The organism is Neobacillus sp. S1115 (assembly GCF_055385565.1).
Genome location: NZ_AP038275.1, coordinates 1,838,823 through 1,857,186 on the forward strand (window position 1 = coordinate 1,838,823; position 18,364 = coordinate 1,857,186).

General features: G+C 39.9%; 20 protein-coding genes. 16 read left to right on the forward strand and 4 right to left on the reverse strand.

Annotated elements, in window-relative coordinates:
* Window positions 1-87: 87 nt before the first annotated feature.
* Entirely contained in the window at window positions 88-930 is an 843-nt protein-coding gene (locus ACZ5B7_RS09020) for a C39 family peptidase (protein WP_464493503.1), read from the reverse strand.
* 143 nt (window positions 931-1,073) lie between these two features.
* Here ACZ5B7_RS09020 and ACZ5B7_RS09025 point away from each other — a divergent pair, with 143 nt between their 5' ends.
* From ACZ5B7_RS09025 to ACZ5B7_RS09070, 10 genes are all read left to right on the forward strand, one after another.
* Window positions 1,074-2,285: an EAL domain-containing protein gene (locus ACZ5B7_RS09025; protein WP_464493504.1), complete on the forward strand. Its 1,212-nt coding sequence runs from the start codon at window positions 1,074-1,076 to the stop codon at window positions 2,283-2,285.
* 64 nt (window positions 2,286-2,349) lie between these two features.
* On the forward strand, window positions 2,350-2,586 hold the full coding sequence (locus ACZ5B7_RS09030) for a type II secretion system protein (RefSeq protein WP_213116497.1): 237 nt from the start codon (window positions 2,350-2,352) through the stop codon (window positions 2,584-2,586).
* A gap of 225 nt (window positions 2,587-2,811) precedes the next feature.
* Window positions 2,812-3,048, forward strand: coding sequence for a YkuJ family protein (locus tag ACZ5B7_RS09035; protein ID WP_213116496.1), 237 nt, complete (start codon window positions 2,812-2,814; stop codon window positions 3,046-3,048).
* Window positions 3,049-3,159: 111 nt separating this feature from the next.
* Window positions 3,160-3,603 carry a cyclic-di-AMP-binding protein CbpB gene (gene cbpB, locus ACZ5B7_RS09040; protein WP_464493505.1) on the forward strand — a complete coding sequence of 148 codons (444 nt, stop codon included), beginning with the start codon at window positions 3,160-3,162 and terminating at the stop codon, window positions 3,601-3,603.
* A 67-nt stretch (window positions 3,604-3,670) separates the two neighbouring features.
* Entirely contained in the window at window positions 3,671-4,549 is an 879-nt protein-coding gene (locus ACZ5B7_RS09045) for a LysR family transcriptional regulator (protein WP_464493506.1), read from the forward strand.
* Window positions 4,550-4,629: 80 nt separating this feature from the next.
* Window positions 4,630-5,340 (forward strand): 2,3,4,5-tetrahydropyridine-2,6-dicarboxylate N-acetyltransferase, encoded by a 711-nt coding sequence (dapD, locus tag ACZ5B7_RS09050; protein ID WP_423801589.1) that lies wholly within the window; start codon window positions 4,630-4,632, stop codon window positions 5,338-5,340.
* Window positions 5,341-5,398: 58 nt separating this feature from the next.
* Window positions 5,399-6,523: an N-acetyldiaminopimelate deacetylase gene (locus ACZ5B7_RS09055; RefSeq protein ID WP_464493507.1), complete on the forward strand. Its 1,125-nt coding sequence runs from the start codon at window positions 5,399-5,401 to the stop codon at window positions 6,521-6,523.
* A 58-nt stretch (window positions 6,524-6,581) separates the two neighbouring features.
* Entirely contained in the window at window positions 6,582-7,037 is a 456-nt protein-coding gene (locus ACZ5B7_RS09060; RefSeq protein WP_423801591.1) for a TlpA family protein disulfide reductase, read from the forward strand.
* Window positions 7,038-7,167: 130 nt separating this feature from the next.
* On the forward strand, window positions 7,168-8,085 hold the full coding sequence (locus ACZ5B7_RS09065) for a DUF4349 domain-containing protein (protein WP_464493508.1): 918 nt from the start codon (window positions 7,168-7,170) through the stop codon (window positions 8,083-8,085).
* An 87-nt stretch (window positions 8,086-8,172) separates the two neighbouring features.
* Entirely contained in the window at window positions 8,173-8,832 is a 660-nt protein-coding gene (locus ACZ5B7_RS09070) for a potassium channel family protein (protein WP_213116489.1), read from the forward strand.
* A 294-nt stretch (window positions 8,833-9,126) separates the two neighbouring features.
* Here the strand turns inward: ACZ5B7_RS09070 and rnjA are convergent, their stop codons facing one another.
* The 3 genes from rnjA to def form a co-directional block, all read right to left on the reverse strand.
* Window positions 9,127-10,794, reverse strand: coding sequence for a ribonuclease J1 (gene rnjA / locus ACZ5B7_RS09075; protein WP_213140897.1), 1,668 nt, complete (start codon window positions 10,792-10,794; stop codon window positions 9,127-9,129).
* A 6-nt stretch (window positions 10,795-10,800) separates the two neighbouring features.
* Window positions 10,801-11,010, reverse strand: coding sequence for a DNA-dependent RNA polymerase subunit epsilon (locus ACZ5B7_RS09080; RefSeq protein ID WP_213140896.1), 210 nt, complete (start codon window positions 11,008-11,010; stop codon window positions 10,801-10,803).
* A gap of 551 nt (window positions 11,011-11,561) precedes the next feature.
* Window positions 11,562-12,116: a peptide deformylase gene (def, locus tag ACZ5B7_RS09085; protein ID WP_464493509.1), complete on the reverse strand. Its 555-nt coding sequence runs from the start codon at window positions 12,114-12,116 to the stop codon at window positions 11,562-11,564.
* Between the two features lie 171 nt (window positions 12,117-12,287).
* Here def and ACZ5B7_RS09090 point away from each other — a divergent pair, with 171 nt between their 5' ends.
* The 6 genes from ACZ5B7_RS09090 (at window position 12,288) to lpdA (ending at window position 18,286) form a co-directional block, all read left to right on the forward strand.
* Entirely contained in the window at window positions 12,288-12,944 is a 657-nt protein-coding gene (locus tag ACZ5B7_RS09090) for a YkyA family protein (RefSeq protein WP_423801594.1), read from the forward strand.
* A 136-nt stretch (window positions 12,945-13,080) separates the two neighbouring features.
* Complete coding sequence (locus ACZ5B7_RS09095) at window positions 13,081-13,272, forward strand: hypothetical protein (RefSeq protein ID WP_464493510.1); 192 nt, start codon at window positions 13,081-13,083, stop codon at window positions 13,270-13,272.
* A 64-nt stretch (window positions 13,273-13,336) separates the two neighbouring features.
* On the forward strand, window positions 13,337-14,452 hold the full coding sequence (gene pdhA, locus ACZ5B7_RS09100; RefSeq protein WP_423801595.1) for a pyruvate dehydrogenase (acetyl-transferring) E1 component subunit alpha: 1,116 nt from the start codon (window positions 13,337-13,339) through the stop codon (window positions 14,450-14,452).
* A gap of 3 nt (window positions 14,453-14,455) precedes the next feature.
* Window positions 14,456-15,433, forward strand: a complete 978-nt coding sequence (locus tag ACZ5B7_RS09105; protein WP_423801596.1) for an alpha-ketoacid dehydrogenase subunit beta — start codon at window positions 14,456-14,458, stop codon at window positions 15,431-15,433.
* A gap of 85 nt (window positions 15,434-15,518) precedes the next feature.
* Entirely contained in the window at window positions 15,519-16,865 is a 1,347-nt protein-coding gene (locus ACZ5B7_RS09110) for a dihydrolipoamide acetyltransferase family protein (RefSeq protein ID WP_423801597.1), read from the forward strand.
* A gap of 5 nt (window positions 16,866-16,870) precedes the next feature.
* Window positions 16,871-18,286, forward strand: coding sequence for a dihydrolipoyl dehydrogenase (gene lpdA, locus ACZ5B7_RS09115; protein WP_464493511.1), 1,416 nt, complete (start codon window positions 16,871-16,873; stop codon window positions 18,284-18,286).
* Window positions 18,287-18,364: the final 78 nt, after the last annotated feature.

Here is an 18,364-nt window from a genome sequence, read left to right on the forward strand (position 1 = left end):
ATCGGTGTATCATTAAAAAAAGCAAAATAAAAGGATATCGAAAGTTTTTCAACAGCAAGAGCAGCCTGGGTGGCTGCTCTTTGTCGTTTATTTGTAGCTGACTGCACGATTTTCTAAGGCATTCCATGAAGCGATAAATTGATCTTTGTTTACTTTGACTTGTTTTTTTCCTGAAAGTGGATCATTCAGATATACATGACCCTCGTCATAGCCGACGAGCAAGACGACGTGTAAATCAAGCGGTGTTTTTATAGATTCTTTTCCATGATTCCATGCTTCCCACCGATCTGGGAGCCGGTAATCACCTGTTGTCCAGATCACGACAGGAAACCCACTTGACACATGTTCCAATATTTTTTCAAATGGCTGCTTGGTCAAATTAACGGCTCTCCCCGGCAGCTTTTGATTTATTAAATCAATCATTGGCTGCTCAAAAGCAGCATACCCCGGTTGTTTGCCGGTCATATCACCAACAAATCCGTGATCGGGATTCCCCCAATGCAAGAAATCACCTTTTGGTGATTTGATGAGCGGATCGGGGTCTTTTTTTATCAGCCGGTACAACTCCATTTTGTTTGTTTGAATCCCGGCGTAGTTTAGCATCATTGCAAGGCTGGTCACTTCACATCCGTTTCTAAGCTCAGGGGTTTGCCTGATTATGATAACGTCCAATAAAGTGGAGTCCTTTTTTACAAAGGGCTTTGCTGTTTCCTCTTCTTGGCTTATATTTATGATCTGACTGTTTAGGTCATTTAAATTATAGGAGCGATTATCCTCTTTTGTAGAAGCAACGTTCTTGGGTTTTTCATCCTCAATGATCGGAGGCTCTTGCTTAATATTGTTTTGCTTAGAACTCACTTCGGTATTTTCATCAACATGGCTGCATCCAAGCAATGGAAGGATTAAAGCGAACAGACTTAGCTTTTTCACATCCTTACCTCCTCTTTTGAAGAGCTAAGAATATTGTTTGATTGTTTCTTTAGAGTTATAATGGTATCCTTTTGGCAAAGAACAGAAGGTAATACCTGTGCGTATGGTATAATGAAATTAACAATTTTTTGGAGGTACTTTGGATGGATGCACTGGAAATACTCTCAAATCTAAATGATGTTTTTCCTTATTTCCAGCCGATTTTTAGTGCCGATGAACAGCGTGTAATCGCCTATGAAGTATTAGGAAGATATAAATCAGCAGAAAATGTTATAAGCTTAGGTCCGTTTTTTTGTGATGAACAAATTCCTGAAGAATATAAATTCGAAGTTGATTTGCTTTTAGTTCGAAAAGCGCTGGAAAAGGCAGAGGAGCTGGATGAAGATGTCAGCATATTCTTGAACCGGAATGCTGAGCTGCTTATGTATGGACATGGAGAACCATTTCTTCAGGAGCTTTTAGAATTCGAAAGCAAGGGTTTTAGGTTAAGTCGAATAGTTCTTGAAATTTCTGATCACAAATACTCAGGGGATTTAGACCAATTTGATAACCTTTTGCAATATTATCGGACCTATGGAATTAAAATTGCCATTGCAAATCTTGGCAGTGAAAACCGTTTTTTCGAACGAATCGGGGAGCTTGAACCGGACATTTTAAAAATTAATTTAGAAGCTTTAAAATCAACCTCAATTGGTACCAATTTCAATGATGTTTTATTTTCCGTGTCGGTCCTTGCTAGAAAAATTGGTGCAACGCTCTTGTTTGAAAATATTGAGATGAGCTACCAGCTGCAGTTTGCTTGGAAAAATGGCGGCCGTTATTATCAGGGTTATTATTTGCACCCTCCAGCCGCGGAATTTATCAGCCGGGAGTTCTTAAAACCCCGATTAAAGGAAAAGTTCCATGACTTTATTGTATATGAAAAAAGAAAATTGGAAGCTGTTTATACAACTGCTGAATATTTTCAAGCAAGGGTTCAGGAAATTGTAACGAAAAACCGGAAGTCCGGTTTTGAAGAGCTCCTGCATGTCCTGGGAAAAGAAATGGATCACATCGTCTTTCGGTTATATATTTGTGATGAAGACGGCTTTCAAAAGTCGGCTAATCTTTTTAAGAAAGACGGAGGCTGGAGCATCCAGACCGAATATATCAATAAAAACTGGAGCTGGAGACCGTATTTTCTAGAGAATATCATCAAAATGCGGAATGAAAGAAAAGGCATATTGTCGGACCTATATAGTGATATTGAAACCGGCGAGCCGATTCGAACCTTTTCGTTTCCAATCACTGGAAGTGAATATTTATTTATCGATATTTCATACCAATATTTGTTTGAACACGATCAATTGCTGTAAGAATAGAATGTGTCACGGAGTGGCAATTTAAAGATATAGTTTATCTTTAAAGGAGAAATGCTCAATGACTCTTTTTGAAATGACGGTTGCCATTCTTATTGTTGGTATTTTGGCTGTTTCCCTCATTTATACACTTGCCCTTGGCAGACAGCAAAAAGCTGTGGAGGGTGAATTTGATACCCAGTTAGACAAAGGAATTCAAAAAAATGTATATGTCAAAAACCCTATTTTTTTATCTTACGGCATCTTCTTTGCATTGACTTTATTTATTATACTTTTTATTGCCATCAGATTTTTTTGAGAAGGTCTCAGTCAATGAGGGCCTTCTTTTTTCGTTTAGAAAATTTTTTAGCCAATTTTTTCATTTTTATTTGGACAAATAGAGGACGTTATTTTATTCTTTTAATATTGGCATGTTTAAAAGATGATTTTTTTATTGATGAAAATAATTCATTAGGATAGAAACATGTCAAATGCAAAACCTAATTTATAGAATTCTTGTTTGTGTTTGAAAGGAGATAAGCACATGTCACAGCTTCAAGGTATATTAACAAGATTAAAAAACCTTCAGGAACAATCTGCTAGCGGAGAGCCGGCGCAGCGTTATTTTGAGGTTAATGGAGAGAGGAAATGTCAAGTCACTTTCCATCCAAAAACAGAAACATTTGAGTTAGAGGTTTATTTTGAGAAGGAAAAGCCAAAACGATATCAATTCGATAATATTGATATGATTACAATCGAGATTTTTGACTTGATTCAATAGGAGCCTGTATGGTTCCTTTTTTTTATCAAGGCAATCGCAATTTTTAGCATGAGGTCCGAAAACTATGATAGAATAGGTCTGTAGAAAAACAAACATGAGGAGTTTTCGGTGATGATTAATCTTCCCAGCGGGGAATTTCTAGAATTAATGATAAAAGACTTGATTATCCCGTCTGAGCGGGTCGCACATGTACAAATCGGAAATAGTGTGGAACATGCCTTATTGGTGTTAACGAAAAGCGGCTACACGGCTATTCCTGTTTTGGATCCATCCTACAAGCTTCATGGTTTAATTAGTACACCCATTATAATGGATTCCATTTTAGGTCTCGAAAGAATTGAATTTGAAAAGCTTGAACAAAGACGGGTAGAAGAAGTTATGAAAAAATCTATGCCTAGAGTCACAATATCCACCCCATTTAATAAATGTTTAGATTTGCTCGTTACCCACCCATTTCTTTGTGTTGAGACTGAAGATGGGTTTTTTGAGGGGATTTTGCCAAGAAGTACGGTTTTAAATCAATTAAATTTGTTTATTAAGCGCGGTAATAGATAACTTACGAAAAGCAGGGCCCCCTTTTTGGGGGCTATTTTTTGCAGATAAAAGAGGAGGGGAAAAAACAGTGTCATCATTGTCGGAATTTCAATTACTGTCTGTTTTGGCACAGGAGATGAATATGCGCAAAGCCTCGGAACGGCTGTTTGTTTCCCAGCCGGCCCTCTCACAGCGTCTGCAAACCATCGAGAAGGATTGGGGGACTAAGCTTTTTATTCGCTCACAAAAAGGATTAGCGCTGACCCCTGCCGGAGAACATGTGATAGCTTTTGTAAACGAGGTCCTGAAAAAAGAGGAAAAGGTGCGGGAAACCATTTACTCCCTGCAGGAGGGCGTATCGGGTACTTTAAAAATTGCTGTAGCCTCCATTGTCGGGCAAAACTGGCTGCCGCAAGTTCTGAAGAAATTTATCGATAAATATCCCCAAGTGAAGCTTTCATTAGTGACAGGATGGAGCAGTGAGATTTTAAACTGTTTGTATGATGACCAGGTCCATGTTGGCATTATTCGCGGTACACCTGATTGGAAAGGGGTTAAGGTACACCTGTTTCATGATCCGCTGTATTTGGTGGATAGAGAAATCACCAATCCAGATCAAGTCCTTGATACAGACCGCCCGTTTATCCAATTTAAGAGTGACTCTAATTATTACCAAGAGATACAGGATTGGTGGATGCGGAACTTTAAAACCACGCCGAAAAGGACCGTTGTCGTTGACCAAATTGAAACCTGTAAACAAATGGCCTTTAATGGAATTGGCTATGCTATTCTGCCTGGAATTACCTTAACGAAGACAGAAAGAGATATTTGCAAAATTCCCCTTGTGAATGAAAAAAATGAACCTTTGAGCCGTGATACGTGGCTTCTTGGATATGAGTCGGCTTTTCAATTAAAACAAGTACAAGCATTTGTAGAGTTGATTAAAGAATATGTTTCAGAATCTTAAATAAAGCATATGTTTTTCTTGTTTTCAGCGCTTTTGTTTGCTAAAGTATTTTTTAGTACAAGTATAGGGGGATTTACAAAATGAAAATGATGGATGCACATGAAATTATATCCTTTATCCAAAATAGCAAAAAATCAACACCAGTAAAGGTTTATGTAAAAGGCGAGCTTGAAGGCATTGACTTTGGAGCAAATGCAAAAGCATTCATTAATGGTAATACCGGGGTTGTCTTCGGTGAATGGTCTGAAATCAGCGCTGTTCTTGAGGCAAATCAGGCAAAAATTGAAGATTTTGTTGTTGAAAACGACCGCCGTAATTCAGCCATTCCTTTATTGGATATGAAGCATATTAATGCCCGGATTGAACCAGGTGCTTTTATTCGTGACCAAGTAGAGATTGGCGATAATGCGATTATCATGATGGGGGCCGTCATCAATATCGGGGCTGTAATTGGTGAAGGAACGATGATTGACATGAACGCAGTTCTTGGCGGCAGGGCTACAGTTGGTAAGAAGTGTCATATTGGTGCAGGTGCGGTATTGGCTGGAGTGGTTGAGCCACCATCAGCAAAACCGGTTATTATTGAAGATGATGTTTTAATTGGCGCCAACGCCGTAGTTCTTGAAGGAGTAACAGTTGGAAAAGGCTCGGTTGTCGCTGCCGGAGCAATCGTTACCCAAGACGTTCCGCCAAATACAGTGGTTGCAGGAACGCCAGCAAGAAAAATTAAAGATATTGACGAGCAAACAAAATCCAAAACAGAGATTTTAGACGCACTTCGTCAATTATAATTAAGACAAAAAAGCGTGGAATTGTTCCACGCTTTCTGTATAGATTGGAGTGGTAACCATGAATCCATTTGTTAAAATCCGCCGTGATCTTCATCAAATTCCTGAACTTGGGTTTCAAGAATATAAAACTCAGGCCTATTTATTAGCTTACATACATTCATTACCCCAAGAGCGGGTTGCCATAAAAAAATGGAAAACCGGCCTCTTTGTCAAGGTTTCAGGGTTGAACCCGAAAAAAACAATTGGTTATCGGACTGACATTGATGGTCTTCCCATTCCTGAGGAAACGGGTCTTCCATTTTCTTCACAGCACAGCGAGCAAATGCATGCCTGCGGGCATGATTTTCACATGAGCATTGCACTTGGAGTGCTGACCTTTTTTGTAGAGAACCCAATTGATGACGATTTATTATTTATTTTTCAGCCTGCTGAGGAAGGTCCAGGCGGTGCCGAACCAATGTTAAGGACAGGGGAAATGCGGGAATGGATGCCAGGTATGATTCTTGCGCTTCATATTGCACCCGAGTATCCAGTTGGAACCATCGCTGTGAAAGAAGGATTATTGTTTGCAAATACCTCTGAACTGTTTATTGATTTGAAGGGAAAGGGAGGTCATGCAGCCTATCCGCATCAAACCAATGATATGGTTATTGCTGCTTGCCAGCTTGTTAATCAGCTGCAAACCATTGTTTCTCGAAATGTTAACCCATTAGATAGTGCTGTGATCACGATTGGAAAAATCACGGGAGGAACGGTTCAAAACATTATTGCCGAGAAAGCAAGACTAGAGGGGACAATCCGAACATTGTCACCGGAATCGATGAAAAAGGTCAAGCATCGGATTGAAGCGATTGTAAAAGGAATTGAAGCCGGTTTTGAATGTGAGGCAGTAATTGACTACGGATCTATGTACCATCAGGTGTATAATAACGAGGAATTGACCAGTGAATTTATAAATTTTATAAAAGAAGATGATGCGGTTCAATTCGTAGAATGTAAAGAAGCTATGACAGGGGAAGACTTTGGCTACATGCTGAAAGAAATTCCTGGATTTATGTTTTGGCTCGGTGTCGATTCCTCCTATGGACTGCATCATGCCAAATTAACACCAAGTGAAGAGGCAATCGATGTTGCGGTAAGGGTAATCACAAAATATATTGCCTTAAAAGGTAATCAATCATAAAGCATGCTTAGCGAGACCTAACCTTCGTGTTAGGTCTATTTCATAGGAGGGAAAAGAGATGAGGCTAAGGGAGGAAATGCCCGAGTTAGTGGGGGCGGCTGAGTGGCTAAATGGTCAGGTAACCAAGGATGAGTTAGTTGGTGAAAAGCCGACCCTATTTCATTTTTGGTCCATCAGCTGTCACCTTTGTAAAGAAGCTATGCCGCAGATTAATCAATTTCGCGACCAATACAAGGACAAATTGAATGTTGTCTCAATTCATATGCCAAGGTCAGAGAATGATTTAAATATTAAAGATATCAAACAGGCTGCGGCTGAACATGGCATCACCCAGCCGACTTTTGTCGACAGCGAACATAAATTGACAGCTGCCTTTGAAAATAAATATGTTCCTGCCTACTATGTGTTTGACAAAGAAGGCAGGCTCCGCCATTTCCAAGCTGGAGGCAGCGGCATAAAAATGCTCGAAAAACGCATTAACCGGGTGTTGAGTGAGTTAGAGAAAACAGAATAAATCTTGTGAATCTGTTTTAATAACGCACCGTATTTTATTTTTTATTAGAAGGAAAAGATGTAACCATCCCCTTATAAAATCGTCAGTGTATAAAATGGACTATTTTATAAAAAAAGGGGTGTCTTAAGATATGAAAAAGGTAATACAACTTTTCATCATTTTTATTATGACATTGATGGTTATACTGACAGGCTGCAGCTCGAACAATAGCAAAAGTGAAAGTGCGAAAATGAATGTGGAAAACATAGCACAAATGGATTCTGCAGGTTCGGGCAGTGCTGAGAAACCCTCTTTATCTGCTAGTGACAAATCAACCGCAAATAAGGCTGCTGAAACGGTAAGCATAGAGGTTCAAAGTAAAATGGTTATCTATCAGGCAGACTTAGAACTCCGTGTAAAGAAATTTGACCGGACTGTCCGGACTTTTGAAGAAAAAGCAGCCCAATTTGGCGGCTATATTGCTGAGTCCAATGTTGCAAGAGCCGGAAAAGAACAAATCAGCGGACATATGAAGATAAGAATCCCGCAAAAACATTTCCAGGACTTTTTGCACGATGCGGAGGGGCAAGCAGTTGAAGTGCTCCAGCGGAATATTACCGGGCAGGATGTAACCGAGGAATATGTCGACCTTGAGTCAAGGCTAAAATCCAAACGGGTCGTGGAGGAGCGTCTTCTTTCTTTTATGAATGGGGCAGTTAAGACAGAAGACCTTTTAAAAATCTCTGCAGATTTAGCGGCTGTTCAAGAGGAAATTGAAACAATCGAAGGGAAAATGAAATATCTCGAAAATCAAACATCTTTCTCAACGGTAAATATTACTCTCTATGAAAATAAAATTGTTGTTCCTGATATTGAAAAGGAAAAACTAAATACTTGGGAAAAAACGAAAAAACAGTTTATGAAGAGTACCAATATGTTGTTATCCTTCTTTTCAGGGTTGGTCGTTTTTATATTTGGCAATATGCCGATAATAATACTATTTATCATATTTGCAGCAGCGGGCATAGTTATTTATAAAAAAAGAAAGCAGCAGAGAAACCGTGATTAAATCGCTGAAATCTCGCTCTATATAAAAATTATGATGGATGTTAAAATAATACCAGTTATCTAATTGAATTTCCTGGGGGAATTGTTTGTGAAGAAAAGTTTTGCTGTCATTGGTCTTGGCCGATTTGGCGGCAGTATCTGCCGGACCTTAACAGATGAGGGAATGGAAGTATTGGCAATTGACGTAAACGAGGAACGGGTCAATGAATTTTCGATGATTGCATCACATGCGGTAGTCGGCGACTCAACCGATGAAACAGTCTTAAAAAGTTTAGGGATTCGTAATTTTGACCATGTCATTGTCGCCATTGGCGATGATATTCAATCAAGTATTTTAACCACTTTAATTCTAAAAGAATTAGGAGTAAGCCGCGTAACCGCAAAGGCGCAGAATGATTATCACGAAAAGGTTTTAAGAAAAATCGGCGCAGACCATGTTGTTCATCCTGAACGGGATATGGGGCGGAGAATCGCCCATAATATGACCTCTAGTAATGTTGTAGATTATCTTGAGTTATCAGATGAACATAGTATCGTAGAAATCGTCGCAAACGGTAAAATTGGCGGCCACACCATTATGGATCTGGATATCCGGAAAAAATACGGTTTGAATATTGTGGCCATCAAAAGAGGAGAGGATATCATTGTTTCTCCTCAAGCAGGAGAGATGATCAATGTCAATGACGTACTGATTGTGATTGGCACTGACAATGATATAGACCGGTTTGAACATAAAGTGATGGAATAGAAAAAGGAACTGCGGTTCCTTTTTTATTTTGTCTAAATCTATATTTATTGCCACTGCAACTAGGCCTGTTGATTTTCGTTCCGGGCACTCGCTTTCCGCGGGGAGGTCCTGGAGCCTCCTCGGCGCTAAAAGCGCCTGCGGGGTCTCCAGCGACCTCTATTTCCCGCAGGAGTCGAGTGCCCTCCACTCTAATCAACAGACTTGTTGAAAACGCGCTGAATTATTAAAAAAAGCATAATAAAAGGCTATCGAAAGTTTTCGACAGCCTGAGGAACCGCCTAGCGGTTCCTTTTTTTATACTTCCATAATAATTGGTAAAATCATTGGTCTTCTCTTTGTTTTTTCATATAGGAATGGAGCCAGCGTATCGGTAATTTCATTTTTAATTTCTGACCATTGGCTTGTTTTCCGCTCCATTATCTTGTTAAGATGCTTGGTAATTAAATTTTGTGCATCATTGATTAGGTCCCCTGACTCACGCATATAAACAAATCCACGTGAAATTAAATCTGGACCGGAAGCAATTTTAAATTCCTTCATGTTTATGCTGACAACAACAACTACTAAGCCCTCTTCAGATAAAATTCTTCTGTCTCTTAAAACGATATTGCCAATATCGCCCACACCGCTTCCATCAATATATACATTCCCAGATGGAATCTTTCCGGCAACCTGGGCTGTATTTTCTGATAATGCAAGGACTTCGCCATTGTCCATAATGAAACAATTTTCTTCTTGCACGCCGCAATCAACGGCAAGTTTAGCATGCATTCTTTGCATCCTATATTCGCCATGAATAGGCATAAAGAATTTCGGCTTGATTAATCGGAGCATTAACTTTTGTTCTTCTTGTCCGCCATGACCGGATGTGTGAATATTACTTAATTTACCGTGGATTACCTCGGCACCCGCTCTAAACAAACTATTGATTGTTCTTGAGACACTGATAGTGTTTCCAGGAATAGGAGATGAGGAAAAGACCACAGTATCTCCAGGAATAATTTGAATTTGTCTATGTGTACCGTTAGCGATTCTCGATAACGCAGCCATTGGCTCCCCTTGGCTTCCTGTGCAAAGGATGGTTACTTTATCAGCCGGCAGGCGATTAATCTGACCAGCATCAACGAAGGTATCTTTCGGTGCCCTAATATAGCCTAAATCAAGACCGATATTAATCGCTGCTTCCATGCTCCGTCCAAATACAGCAACTTTGCGGCCGTAGGTAACGGCTGCTTCTGTTACCTGCTGAAGTCTATGAATATTGGAAGCAAAAGTAGCAAAAATGATTCGTCCGTCTACCTTGCGGAAAATATCATCGATGCTTTCACCAACCCGACGTTCCGACATAGTGAAATCAGGAATTTCACTATTGGTACTATCAGATAATAAACAAAGCACGCCTTCTTTGCCGATTTCCGCCATTTTTGTTAAATTTGCTGGTTCTCCGACCGGTGTGAAGTCAAATTTAAAATCACCTGTGTGGACGATCTGGCCCGGAGGCGTTTTTACGACAATGCCATAGGAGTCTGGGATACTATGGGTTGTCCGGAAAAAGGTAACCGATGTTTTCCGGAACTTAATCACATCATCTTCTTTAATTTCGATTAATTTAGCATTCCGCAGTAGACCATGCTCTTCCAGCTTATTTTTAATTAACCCAAGCGCCAGCTTCCCTCCATAAATCGGAATATTGACTTCGCGCAATAAATAAGGAATGCCGCCTATGTGGTCTTCATGGCCGTGGGTGACGAATAAGCCCTTAATTTTATCTTCATTTTTAACTAAATAACTGTAATCAGGAATGACGTAATCTATTCCCAATAATTCATCCTCGGGAAATTTAATTCCAGCATCAATTAAGATAATTTCATCTTGGAATTGTACCCCGTACGTGTTTTTGCCTATTTCACCCAATCCCCCCAGGGCAAAAACAGCTGCTTGATCGTTTTTTACAAATTTCATAAATTATCAAATCTCCAATACTTTAAAGTTTTCGTTTTGCTGCTCATATTCTAAATAGGCTCCTTGGACCTCTTGAACATATTCCACATTAAATTTTCGTTCCGCAATTTTTGAAAGAACATCCCGTTTTGATTCACCTTCAACGAAAATGGTTTTTGTATTTTCTCTAACTGGGACTTCGTTAATGCTTTCTTGAAAATAGACCTTAAATAACATTATTCTCGCTCCTTAATTCATCATGACTTTTTCTATTATATAAAACATTTTCATCTTTTTCATTATTTTCAGTGGAAAACTTAGTTTCATTATGAAATGTATGTAAAAATGCATGTTTTAATCGCTAATAAGAAGTTATAACATTTTCTCAAATGTTATAACTTCTTAACGCATAAATTCAACTACGCCTCTGTCTTCGTCCTAACGGACTCGCCAATCGGCTAGTTTTCATTTAATTTACAATAACGAAGGAGCCCTTCGCAACTTTGAAGGGCTCGAAAAGTTTAGGCAATCGATTTTTTTCTGAGTAATTCTTTCCACTGTTTTAAAAGCTTCTTTTTTAGCTTCTTTAACATAGTGGATCATCTCCTTACTTCTTATTTTAAACAATCCTTGTCCAATGTAAAGGTGGTGATGGCAGATAATTGAAATTTTTTGAAAGAGCCTTTTTTTACTATTATTATATGGTGAAATGGCTGAATTTTTCATGGATAAAGATGGAATAAGGGGGAAGCAGACATAAAAAAGAGGCTGTCCTTAAAACAGCCTCATCATCGTTCAATCGCGCTGGCCCCTTCAATTGGCTTAAAAGGGTCCTTTTTATCAATATGATCATAAAACATAATGCCATTTAAATGGTCGATTTCATGTTGAAAACAAATAGCAGGCAGACCTTTTAAGCGGATTTTAATTTCCTCGCCAGTTAGACTTGTTCCTTTTACAGTGACACGGGCATACCGCGGCACAAAGCCCGGAATCGATTCATCAACCGATAGACAGCCTTCGCCTGTTTGTAAATAGGTTTTTTCAACAGAATGACTGATGATTTTGGGGTTAAATAGAGCATAACTGATAAGTTGTCCCTTGTCATCTGTGCAGTGAACAGCAATCATCCGTTTGGATACATTTATTTGCGGTGCTGCAAGTCCTATCCCAGGCCGCAGACCATATTTTTGCGCTATTTCAGGGTCCTGACTGTTGATAACATATTCTAACAGACTCGCAAGAATCTGTTTATCCTCATCACTTGGCGGCATGGAAACCTCTGCTGCTGCCATCCTTAAAGTGGGATGTCCATCACGAATGATATCATCCATCTTTAACATAACCTTCACTCCTATGTTCGAATAAAATCATATGTACTCATTAGTCTATCAAACATTTTGGGATTTGTTAACGGTGATGGTTCTTTACTTCTCGACAAAAGGGTATGTTGTCAAATAAACAAAGTAAAGATATAGTAGAGGGTGATAAGAAGGAAAGTAAGGTGCTTTAAGATGAAAAGAAAACGGTATGCTCTGTTTATTTTCGCTCTTATTTTGATATTATCGGGCTGCACAAGTGAAAAAGATCCCACGAAGGAAATGTATGATGTCCTAGAAAAGGTTGTAGCAAAAGAGAAAGGGTTTGAAGAACAACAGGAACCACTTGTTTCTCTTGAAAAGAAAGAAAAAGACCTTTATGACCAAATCATAAAACTAGGAATGAAGGAATATGAGCAAATTGTAAAGCTATCCGATGAGGCGTTAGACTCAGCGGATAAAAGAAAAGAGCTTTTGGAAAAAGAAACAAACAGCTTAAAAGAGTCTGAAAAAGAATTTCAAAAAGTGAAAAAAATAAAGGATCAGTTAAAAGACCCGGAACAAAAGAAATTAGCAAATGAACTGTATGATATTATGATGCAAAGGTATAGGGCTCATGATGTCTTGTACAGTAATTATTCCGAGGCATTAAAAAATGATAAAGAATTGTATGAAATGTTTAAAAACAAAGAGCTCCCGCTAGATGCTCTGGAAGCCCAAGTTATGAAAGTAAATGAGACGTATAAAAACGTTCTTGCCGCAAACGAAAGTTTTAACAAGTTAACGGAGGAATACAATGCGACAAAGCTTTCGTTCTATAAACAGGCAGGAATAAAATCATCTAATAAATGACATTATAAAAAGTCAGCCAAAAACAAGGCTGGCTTTTTTCTATATTATAACAACTCCAGATAAATGTTGTTTTTTATATAACAGATGTGAATTGCAAGTTAATACAGGTTATTAGAATGGGTGAAAAATAAATAATATGGATGTGTTGAAAAATTATGGTGTAAAGGATTTGACGCTTCAGATTGGATGGTGTAAACTCGGTTATGGAATGATATGTTGTATTATATTTTCTGTTGGAGATATTAATACAGATTATATTTGGCAGTTAGGTTTAGAATTTTTATTTGAAAAAATTTGGAATACCCTATTTTCCAGCTTTTTTGGGTAACCTAACGTAGTGGATTTTATTTTAATTATAAGTATTTAAATAATGAAAGGAAGATGTGACCACGATGGCTTCTCAAACCAAAAATATGCCGTTGGATGCAGTTAAGTCACTCCAAGCAGCAGAAGAACAGTTTAAAACATTCCAAATCTTAAATGAAGAAGGGGAAGTTGTTAATGAAGGCGCAATGCCAGCATTAACAGACGAGCAGCTGCAGGAACTTATGCGGCGGATGGTGTACACAAGAATTTTAGACCAGAGATCCATTTCCCTAAATCGTCAGGGCCGTTTGGGCTTCTATGCACCAACCGCAGGACAGGAAGCATCCCAGTTGGCATCTCAATTTGCTCTAGAAAAAGAAGATTATATTTTACCTGGGTATCGGGATGTTCCTCAGTTAATTTGGCACGGACTGCCACTTTACCAAGCATTCTTGTTTTCACGTGGACATTTTCATGGCAACCAAATTCCTGAGGGAGTTAATGTTTTATCTCCACAAATTATTATTGGTGCCCAATATGTGCAGACAGCAGGTGTGGCATTAGGACTTAAAAAGAGCGGCACGAAGGCTGTTGCGATTACCTATACAGGTGATGGCGGCGCGTCCCAAGGGGACTTCTATGAAGGAATTAACTTTGCAGGTGCATTCAAGGCGCCAGCTATTTTCATAGTTCAAAACAACCGATTTGCGATTTCCACTCCAGTTGAAAAGCAATCTGCAGCAAAAACAATTGCTCAGAAAGCGATGGCTGCTGGAATCCCTGGTATCCAAGTCGATGGAATGGACCCTCTTGCAGTATATGCTGCCGTAAAGGATGCTCGTGATCGTGCCATCAATGGCGAAGGACCAACCTTAATTGAAACATTAACCTATCGTTATGGGCCACATACGATGGCTGGTGACGATCCAACACGTTACCGTACTGCTGACCTTGATAATGAATGGGAAAAGAAAGACCCGCTTGTCCGTTTCCGTAAATTCCTTGAGAAGAAAGGTTTATGGAGTGAAGAAAAAGAAAATGAAGTAATTGAACAAGCAAAAGAAGATATTAAAGAGGCAATTAAAAAGGCGGATTCGACTCCTAAACAAAAGGTTACCGATTTAATATCCATCATGTTTGAGGAAATGCCGGTTAATTTAAAAGAACAAAATGAAATTTATCAAGCAAAGGAGTCGAAGTAAGTCATGGCTCAAATGACAATGATTCAAGCAATTACTGATGCACTTCGTACAGAATTGAAAAATGACCCTCAAACTTTAGTATTCGGAGAAGACGTCGGTGTAAACGGCGGTGTATTCCGTGCTACCGAAGGTCTTCAGAAAGAATTCGGCGAGGATCGTGTATTTGACACTCCGCTTGCTGAATCAGGAATCGGCGGGTTGTCAATTGGTCTTGCAATGACAGGTTTCCGCCCTATCCCGGAAATTCAATTCTTTGGCTTTGTATTCGAGGTAATGGATTCAATTGCTGGACAAATGTCCCGTATGCGCTACCGTTCAGGTGGGCGTTATCATATGCCGATTACTGTACGTTCTCCATTTGGCGGCGGCGTACACACTCCAGAGCTTCACTCTGACAGTTTAGAAGGTTTGATGGCACAAACCCCAGGGTTAAAAGTGGTTGTCCCTTCTACACCATACGATGCGAAAGGATTATTGCTTTCAGCAATCCGTGATAATGACCCTGTCATTTTCCTTGAGCATTTGAAGCTTTATCGTGCTTTCCGCCAAGAGGTGCCAGAGGAAGAGTATACTATTCCGCTTGGTAAAGCTGATGTAAAACGTGAAGGTACTGATTTATCTATTATTACTTATGGTGCAATGGTGCACGAATCTTTAAAAGCGGCAGATGAGTTAGCGAAGGAAGGACATTCTGTAGAAGTAGTCGACTTACGTACAATCAGCCCGCTTGATATCGACACGATTATTGCATCTGTTGAAAAAACGGGCCGTGCGATTGTCGTTCAAGAAGCACAAAAAATGGCAGGTGTTGCTGCTACTGTAGTGGCTGAAATCAATGACCGTGCAATTTTAAGCCTGGAAGCACCAGTACTGCGTGTCGCTGCGCCGGATACTATTTATCCTTTCTCACAAGCCGAGGCTGTTTGGCTTCCAAATTACAAAGACGTAATTGAAACAGCTAAAAAAGTATTAACATTTTAATGAAAAGGGAAATAGGGCTTAACTGTTTCCCTATTGTCCTTAATACTAAAAGCAAACCACAAGCGAAATAGGAGGATGAATACCAGTGTCATTTCAATTTAAAATGCCTGACATCGGTGAAGGTATTCACGAAGGGGAAATTGTTAAATGGTTCATCAAACCTGGAGATCAGGTAAAAGAAGATGATGTCCTTTGTGAAATTCAAAACGATAAAGCTGTAGTTGAAATTCCTTCCCCTGTTGAAGGAACAGTACTTGAAGTATTAGTTGGTGAAGGAACGGTAGCAACAGTAGGACAAGTTTTGGTAACTTTTGATGCACCGGGATATGAAGACTTACAATTTAAAGGAGACCATGCGGAAGAACAGCCGCAGCCAGAAGCACAAGCAGCTCCTCAGCCGGCACCTTCTACAGATACGAAACCTGCAGAAGCGTCATCTCAGCCTGCTGCACAGCCTCAAGAAGCTGCAGCCGCACAACCGCAGGCTGATGTGGATCCTAATAGACGCATTATTGCTATGCCATCTGTGCGTAAATATGCACGTGATAAAGGTGTAGAAATCAGTTTAGTCGCTGGAACAGGTAAAAATGGCCGGGTTCTTAAAGAAAATATTGATGCATTCTTAAACGGTGGTGCACAAGCAGCTGCACCTCAAGCAGCAGCACCTGCAGCTGAATCTGCTGAAACGGTTGAAGCACCTAAAGCTGCTGTACAAATTCCGCAAGGGCAATATCCGGAAACCCGCGAGAAGTTAAGCGGAATCCGCAAAGCAATTGCGAAAGCGATGGTCAATTCCAAACATACTGCTCCACATGTTACATTAATGGATGAAGTAGATGTAACAAAGCTTGTTGCCCACCGTAAAAAATTCAAGGAAGTTGCTGCTCAGAAAGGCATCAAGTTAACCTTCCTTCCATATGTCGTAAAAGCTTTAACAAGTGCATTGCGTGAATACCCTGTTTTTAATACATCGATTGACGATGCTGCTGGGGAAATAGTTCATAAGCACTACTTCAATATTGGTATTGCTGCTGATACTGAAAAAGGTCTATTAGTTCCGGTTGTTAAGGATGCAGACCGTAAATCAGTTTTCTCAATCTCACAAGAAATTAATGAATTGGCTGACAAGGCTAGAAGCGGAAAGCTAGCTCCTGATGAAATGAAAGGCGGCTCATGCACAATTAGCAATATCGGTTCTGCTGGAGGCCAATGGTTTACTCCAGTCATTAACCATCCTGAAGTGGCTATTTTAGGAATTGGCCGAATTGCCGAGAAACCTATTGTTAGAAATGGCGAAATTGTTGCAGCCCCTGTATTAGCCATCAGCTTAAGCTTCGACCATCGAATGATTGACGGTGCAACTGCTCAGAATGCACTAAATCATATCAAGCGATTGTTGAACGATCCAGAACTATTGTTAATGGAGGCGTAAGAAAAATGGTAGTTGGAGATTTTCCGATTGAAACAGAAACTATAGTCATCGGCTCTGGTCCTGGCGGGTATGTGGCAGCTATTCGTGCTGCTCAACTAGGACAAAAGGTAACAATTGTAGAAAAGGAATATGTAGGCGGAGTATGTTTAAATGTCGGCTGTATTCCTTCAAAAGCTTTAATCGCCGCAGGTCATCGTTATGAAACTGCCCTTCATTCCGAGGGCTTCGGGATTACAGCTGAAAATGTAAAGGTTGACTTCTCGAAGGTTCAAAAATTTAAAGCTGGTATTGTAAAAAAATTAACCGGCGGTGTTGAAGGCCTATTAAAAGGGAATAAAGTGAACATTGTACGCGGAGAAGCATACTTTGTGGATGCTAATACTCTTCGTGTAATCAATGAAGATTCTGCTCAAACTTATACTTTTAATAATGCTATTATTGCAACTGGTTCCCGTCCTATTGAACTGCCGGCATTTAAATATTCAAAGCGTGTTCTAAATTCGACTGGTGCCCTTAATCTAAACGAAATTCCTGAGAAAATTGTCGTGATTGGCGGCGGTGTTATCGGGATTGAACTTGGCGGTGCTTATGCAAACTTTGGCAGTCAGGTGACGATTTTGGAAGGTGCCGAGGAAATTTTAGGCATGGGTGTTTTTGATAAGCAAATGGCGGCCTTGGTTAAGCGCAACATGAAGAAAAAAGGCGCGGAGTTCTATACGAAAGCTTTGGCTAAAGGTGTGGAAGAGACAGAAAACGGCGTCGTGGTAACCTTTGAAACAAAAGGTGAAGAAAAGAAAATCGAAGCCGATTACGTTTTCGTGATGGTTGGACGTCGTCCGAATACTGATGAAATGGGTCTTGAACAAGCTGGGGTGAAATTATCTGAGCGCGGATTGATCGAAATCGACAAACAATGCCGAACTAATATTAGCAATATTTACGCTATTGGTGATGTCGTGGCAGGCCCTCAATTAGCCCACAAGGCATCATACGAGGCTAAAATTGCGGCGGAGGCAATTTCGGGACATCCTTCTGAAATTGATTATTTAGGAATTCCTGCCGTTGTATTCTCTGAGCCTGAGTTGGCTGCAGTTGGATATACTGAAGCGCAGGCGAAGGAAGAAGGAATGGAAGTAACGGTTGCTAAGTTCCCATTTGCAGCAAATGGCCGTGCTCTATCGCTTGACTCAAGTGATGGTTTCTTACGATTAGTTACGCGGAAAGAAGACGGCCTTGTAATCGGTGCACAAATTGCCGGTGCAAACGCATCTGACATGATTGCTGAGCTTGGTCTTGCGATTGAAGCAGGGATGACTGCCGAAGATTTGGCTATGACTATCCATGCCCACCCAACCCTTGGTGAAATCACTATGGAAGCAGCGGAAGTAGCTCTAGGAAGTCCAATTCACATCCTTAAATAATAAAAAAAGTCCCTTTCGTACATAAAACGAAAGGGGCTTTTTTATGGGGAAAATCAAATATTTGCAGTTAGTAATGCA

Excerpts from the sequence above, each read along its gene's own strand:
- ACZ5B7_RS09025 (WP_464493504.1), top strand. The coding sequence starts at position 1,074 with ATGGATGCACTGGAAATACTCTCAAATCTAAATGATGTTTTTCCTTAT.
- ACZ5B7_RS09030 (WP_213116497.1), top strand. The coding sequence starts at position 2,350 with ATGACTCTTTTTGAAATGACGGTTGCCATTCTTATTGTTGGTATTTTG.
- ACZ5B7_RS09035 (WP_213116496.1), top strand. The coding sequence starts at position 2,812 with ATGTCACAGCTTCAAGGTATATTAACAAGATTAAAAAACCTTCAGGAA.
- cbpB (WP_464493505.1), top strand. The coding sequence starts at position 3,160 with ATGATTAATCTTCCCAGCGGGGAATTTCTAGAATTAATGATAAAAGAC.
- dapD (WP_423801589.1), top strand. The coding sequence starts at position 4,630 with ATGAAAATGATGGATGCACATGAAATTATATCCTTTATCCAAAATAGC.
- ACZ5B7_RS09055 (WP_464493507.1), top strand. The coding sequence starts at position 5,399 with ATGAATCCATTTGTTAAAATCCGCCGTGATCTTCATCAAATTCCTGAA.
- ACZ5B7_RS09060 (WP_423801591.1), top strand. The coding sequence starts at position 6,582 with ATGAGGCTAAGGGAGGAAATGCCCGAGTTAGTGGGGGCGGCTGAGTGG.
- ACZ5B7_RS09065 (WP_464493508.1), top strand. The coding sequence starts at position 7,168 with ATGAAAAAGGTAATACAACTTTTCATCATTTTTATTATGACATTGATG.
- rnjA (WP_213140897.1), bottom strand. The coding sequence starts at position 10,794 with ATGAAATTTGTAAAAAACGATCAAGCAGCTGTTTTTGCCCTGGGGGGA.
- ACZ5B7_RS09080 (WP_213140896.1), bottom strand. The coding sequence starts at position 11,010 with ATGTTATTTAAGGTCTATTTTCAAGAAAGCATTAACGAAGTCCCAGTT.
- def (WP_464493509.1), bottom strand. The coding sequence starts at position 12,116 with ATGTTAAAGATGGATGATATCATTCGTGATGGACATCCCACTTTAAGG.
- ACZ5B7_RS09090 (WP_423801594.1), top strand. The coding sequence starts at position 12,288 with ATGAAAAGAAAACGGTATGCTCTGTTTATTTTCGCTCTTATTTTGATA.
- ACZ5B7_RS09095 (WP_464493510.1), top strand. The coding sequence starts at position 13,081 with ATGGATGTGTTGAAAAATTATGGTGTAAAGGATTTGACGCTTCAGATT.
- pdhA (WP_423801595.1), top strand. The coding sequence starts at position 13,337 with ATGGCTTCTCAAACCAAAAATATGCCGTTGGATGCAGTTAAGTCACTC.
- ACZ5B7_RS09105 (WP_423801596.1), top strand. The coding sequence starts at position 14,456 with ATGGCTCAAATGACAATGATTCAAGCAATTACTGATGCACTTCGTACA.
- lpdA (WP_464493511.1), top strand. The coding sequence starts at position 16,871 with ATGGTAGTTGGAGATTTTCCGATTGAAACAGAAACTATAGTCATCGGC.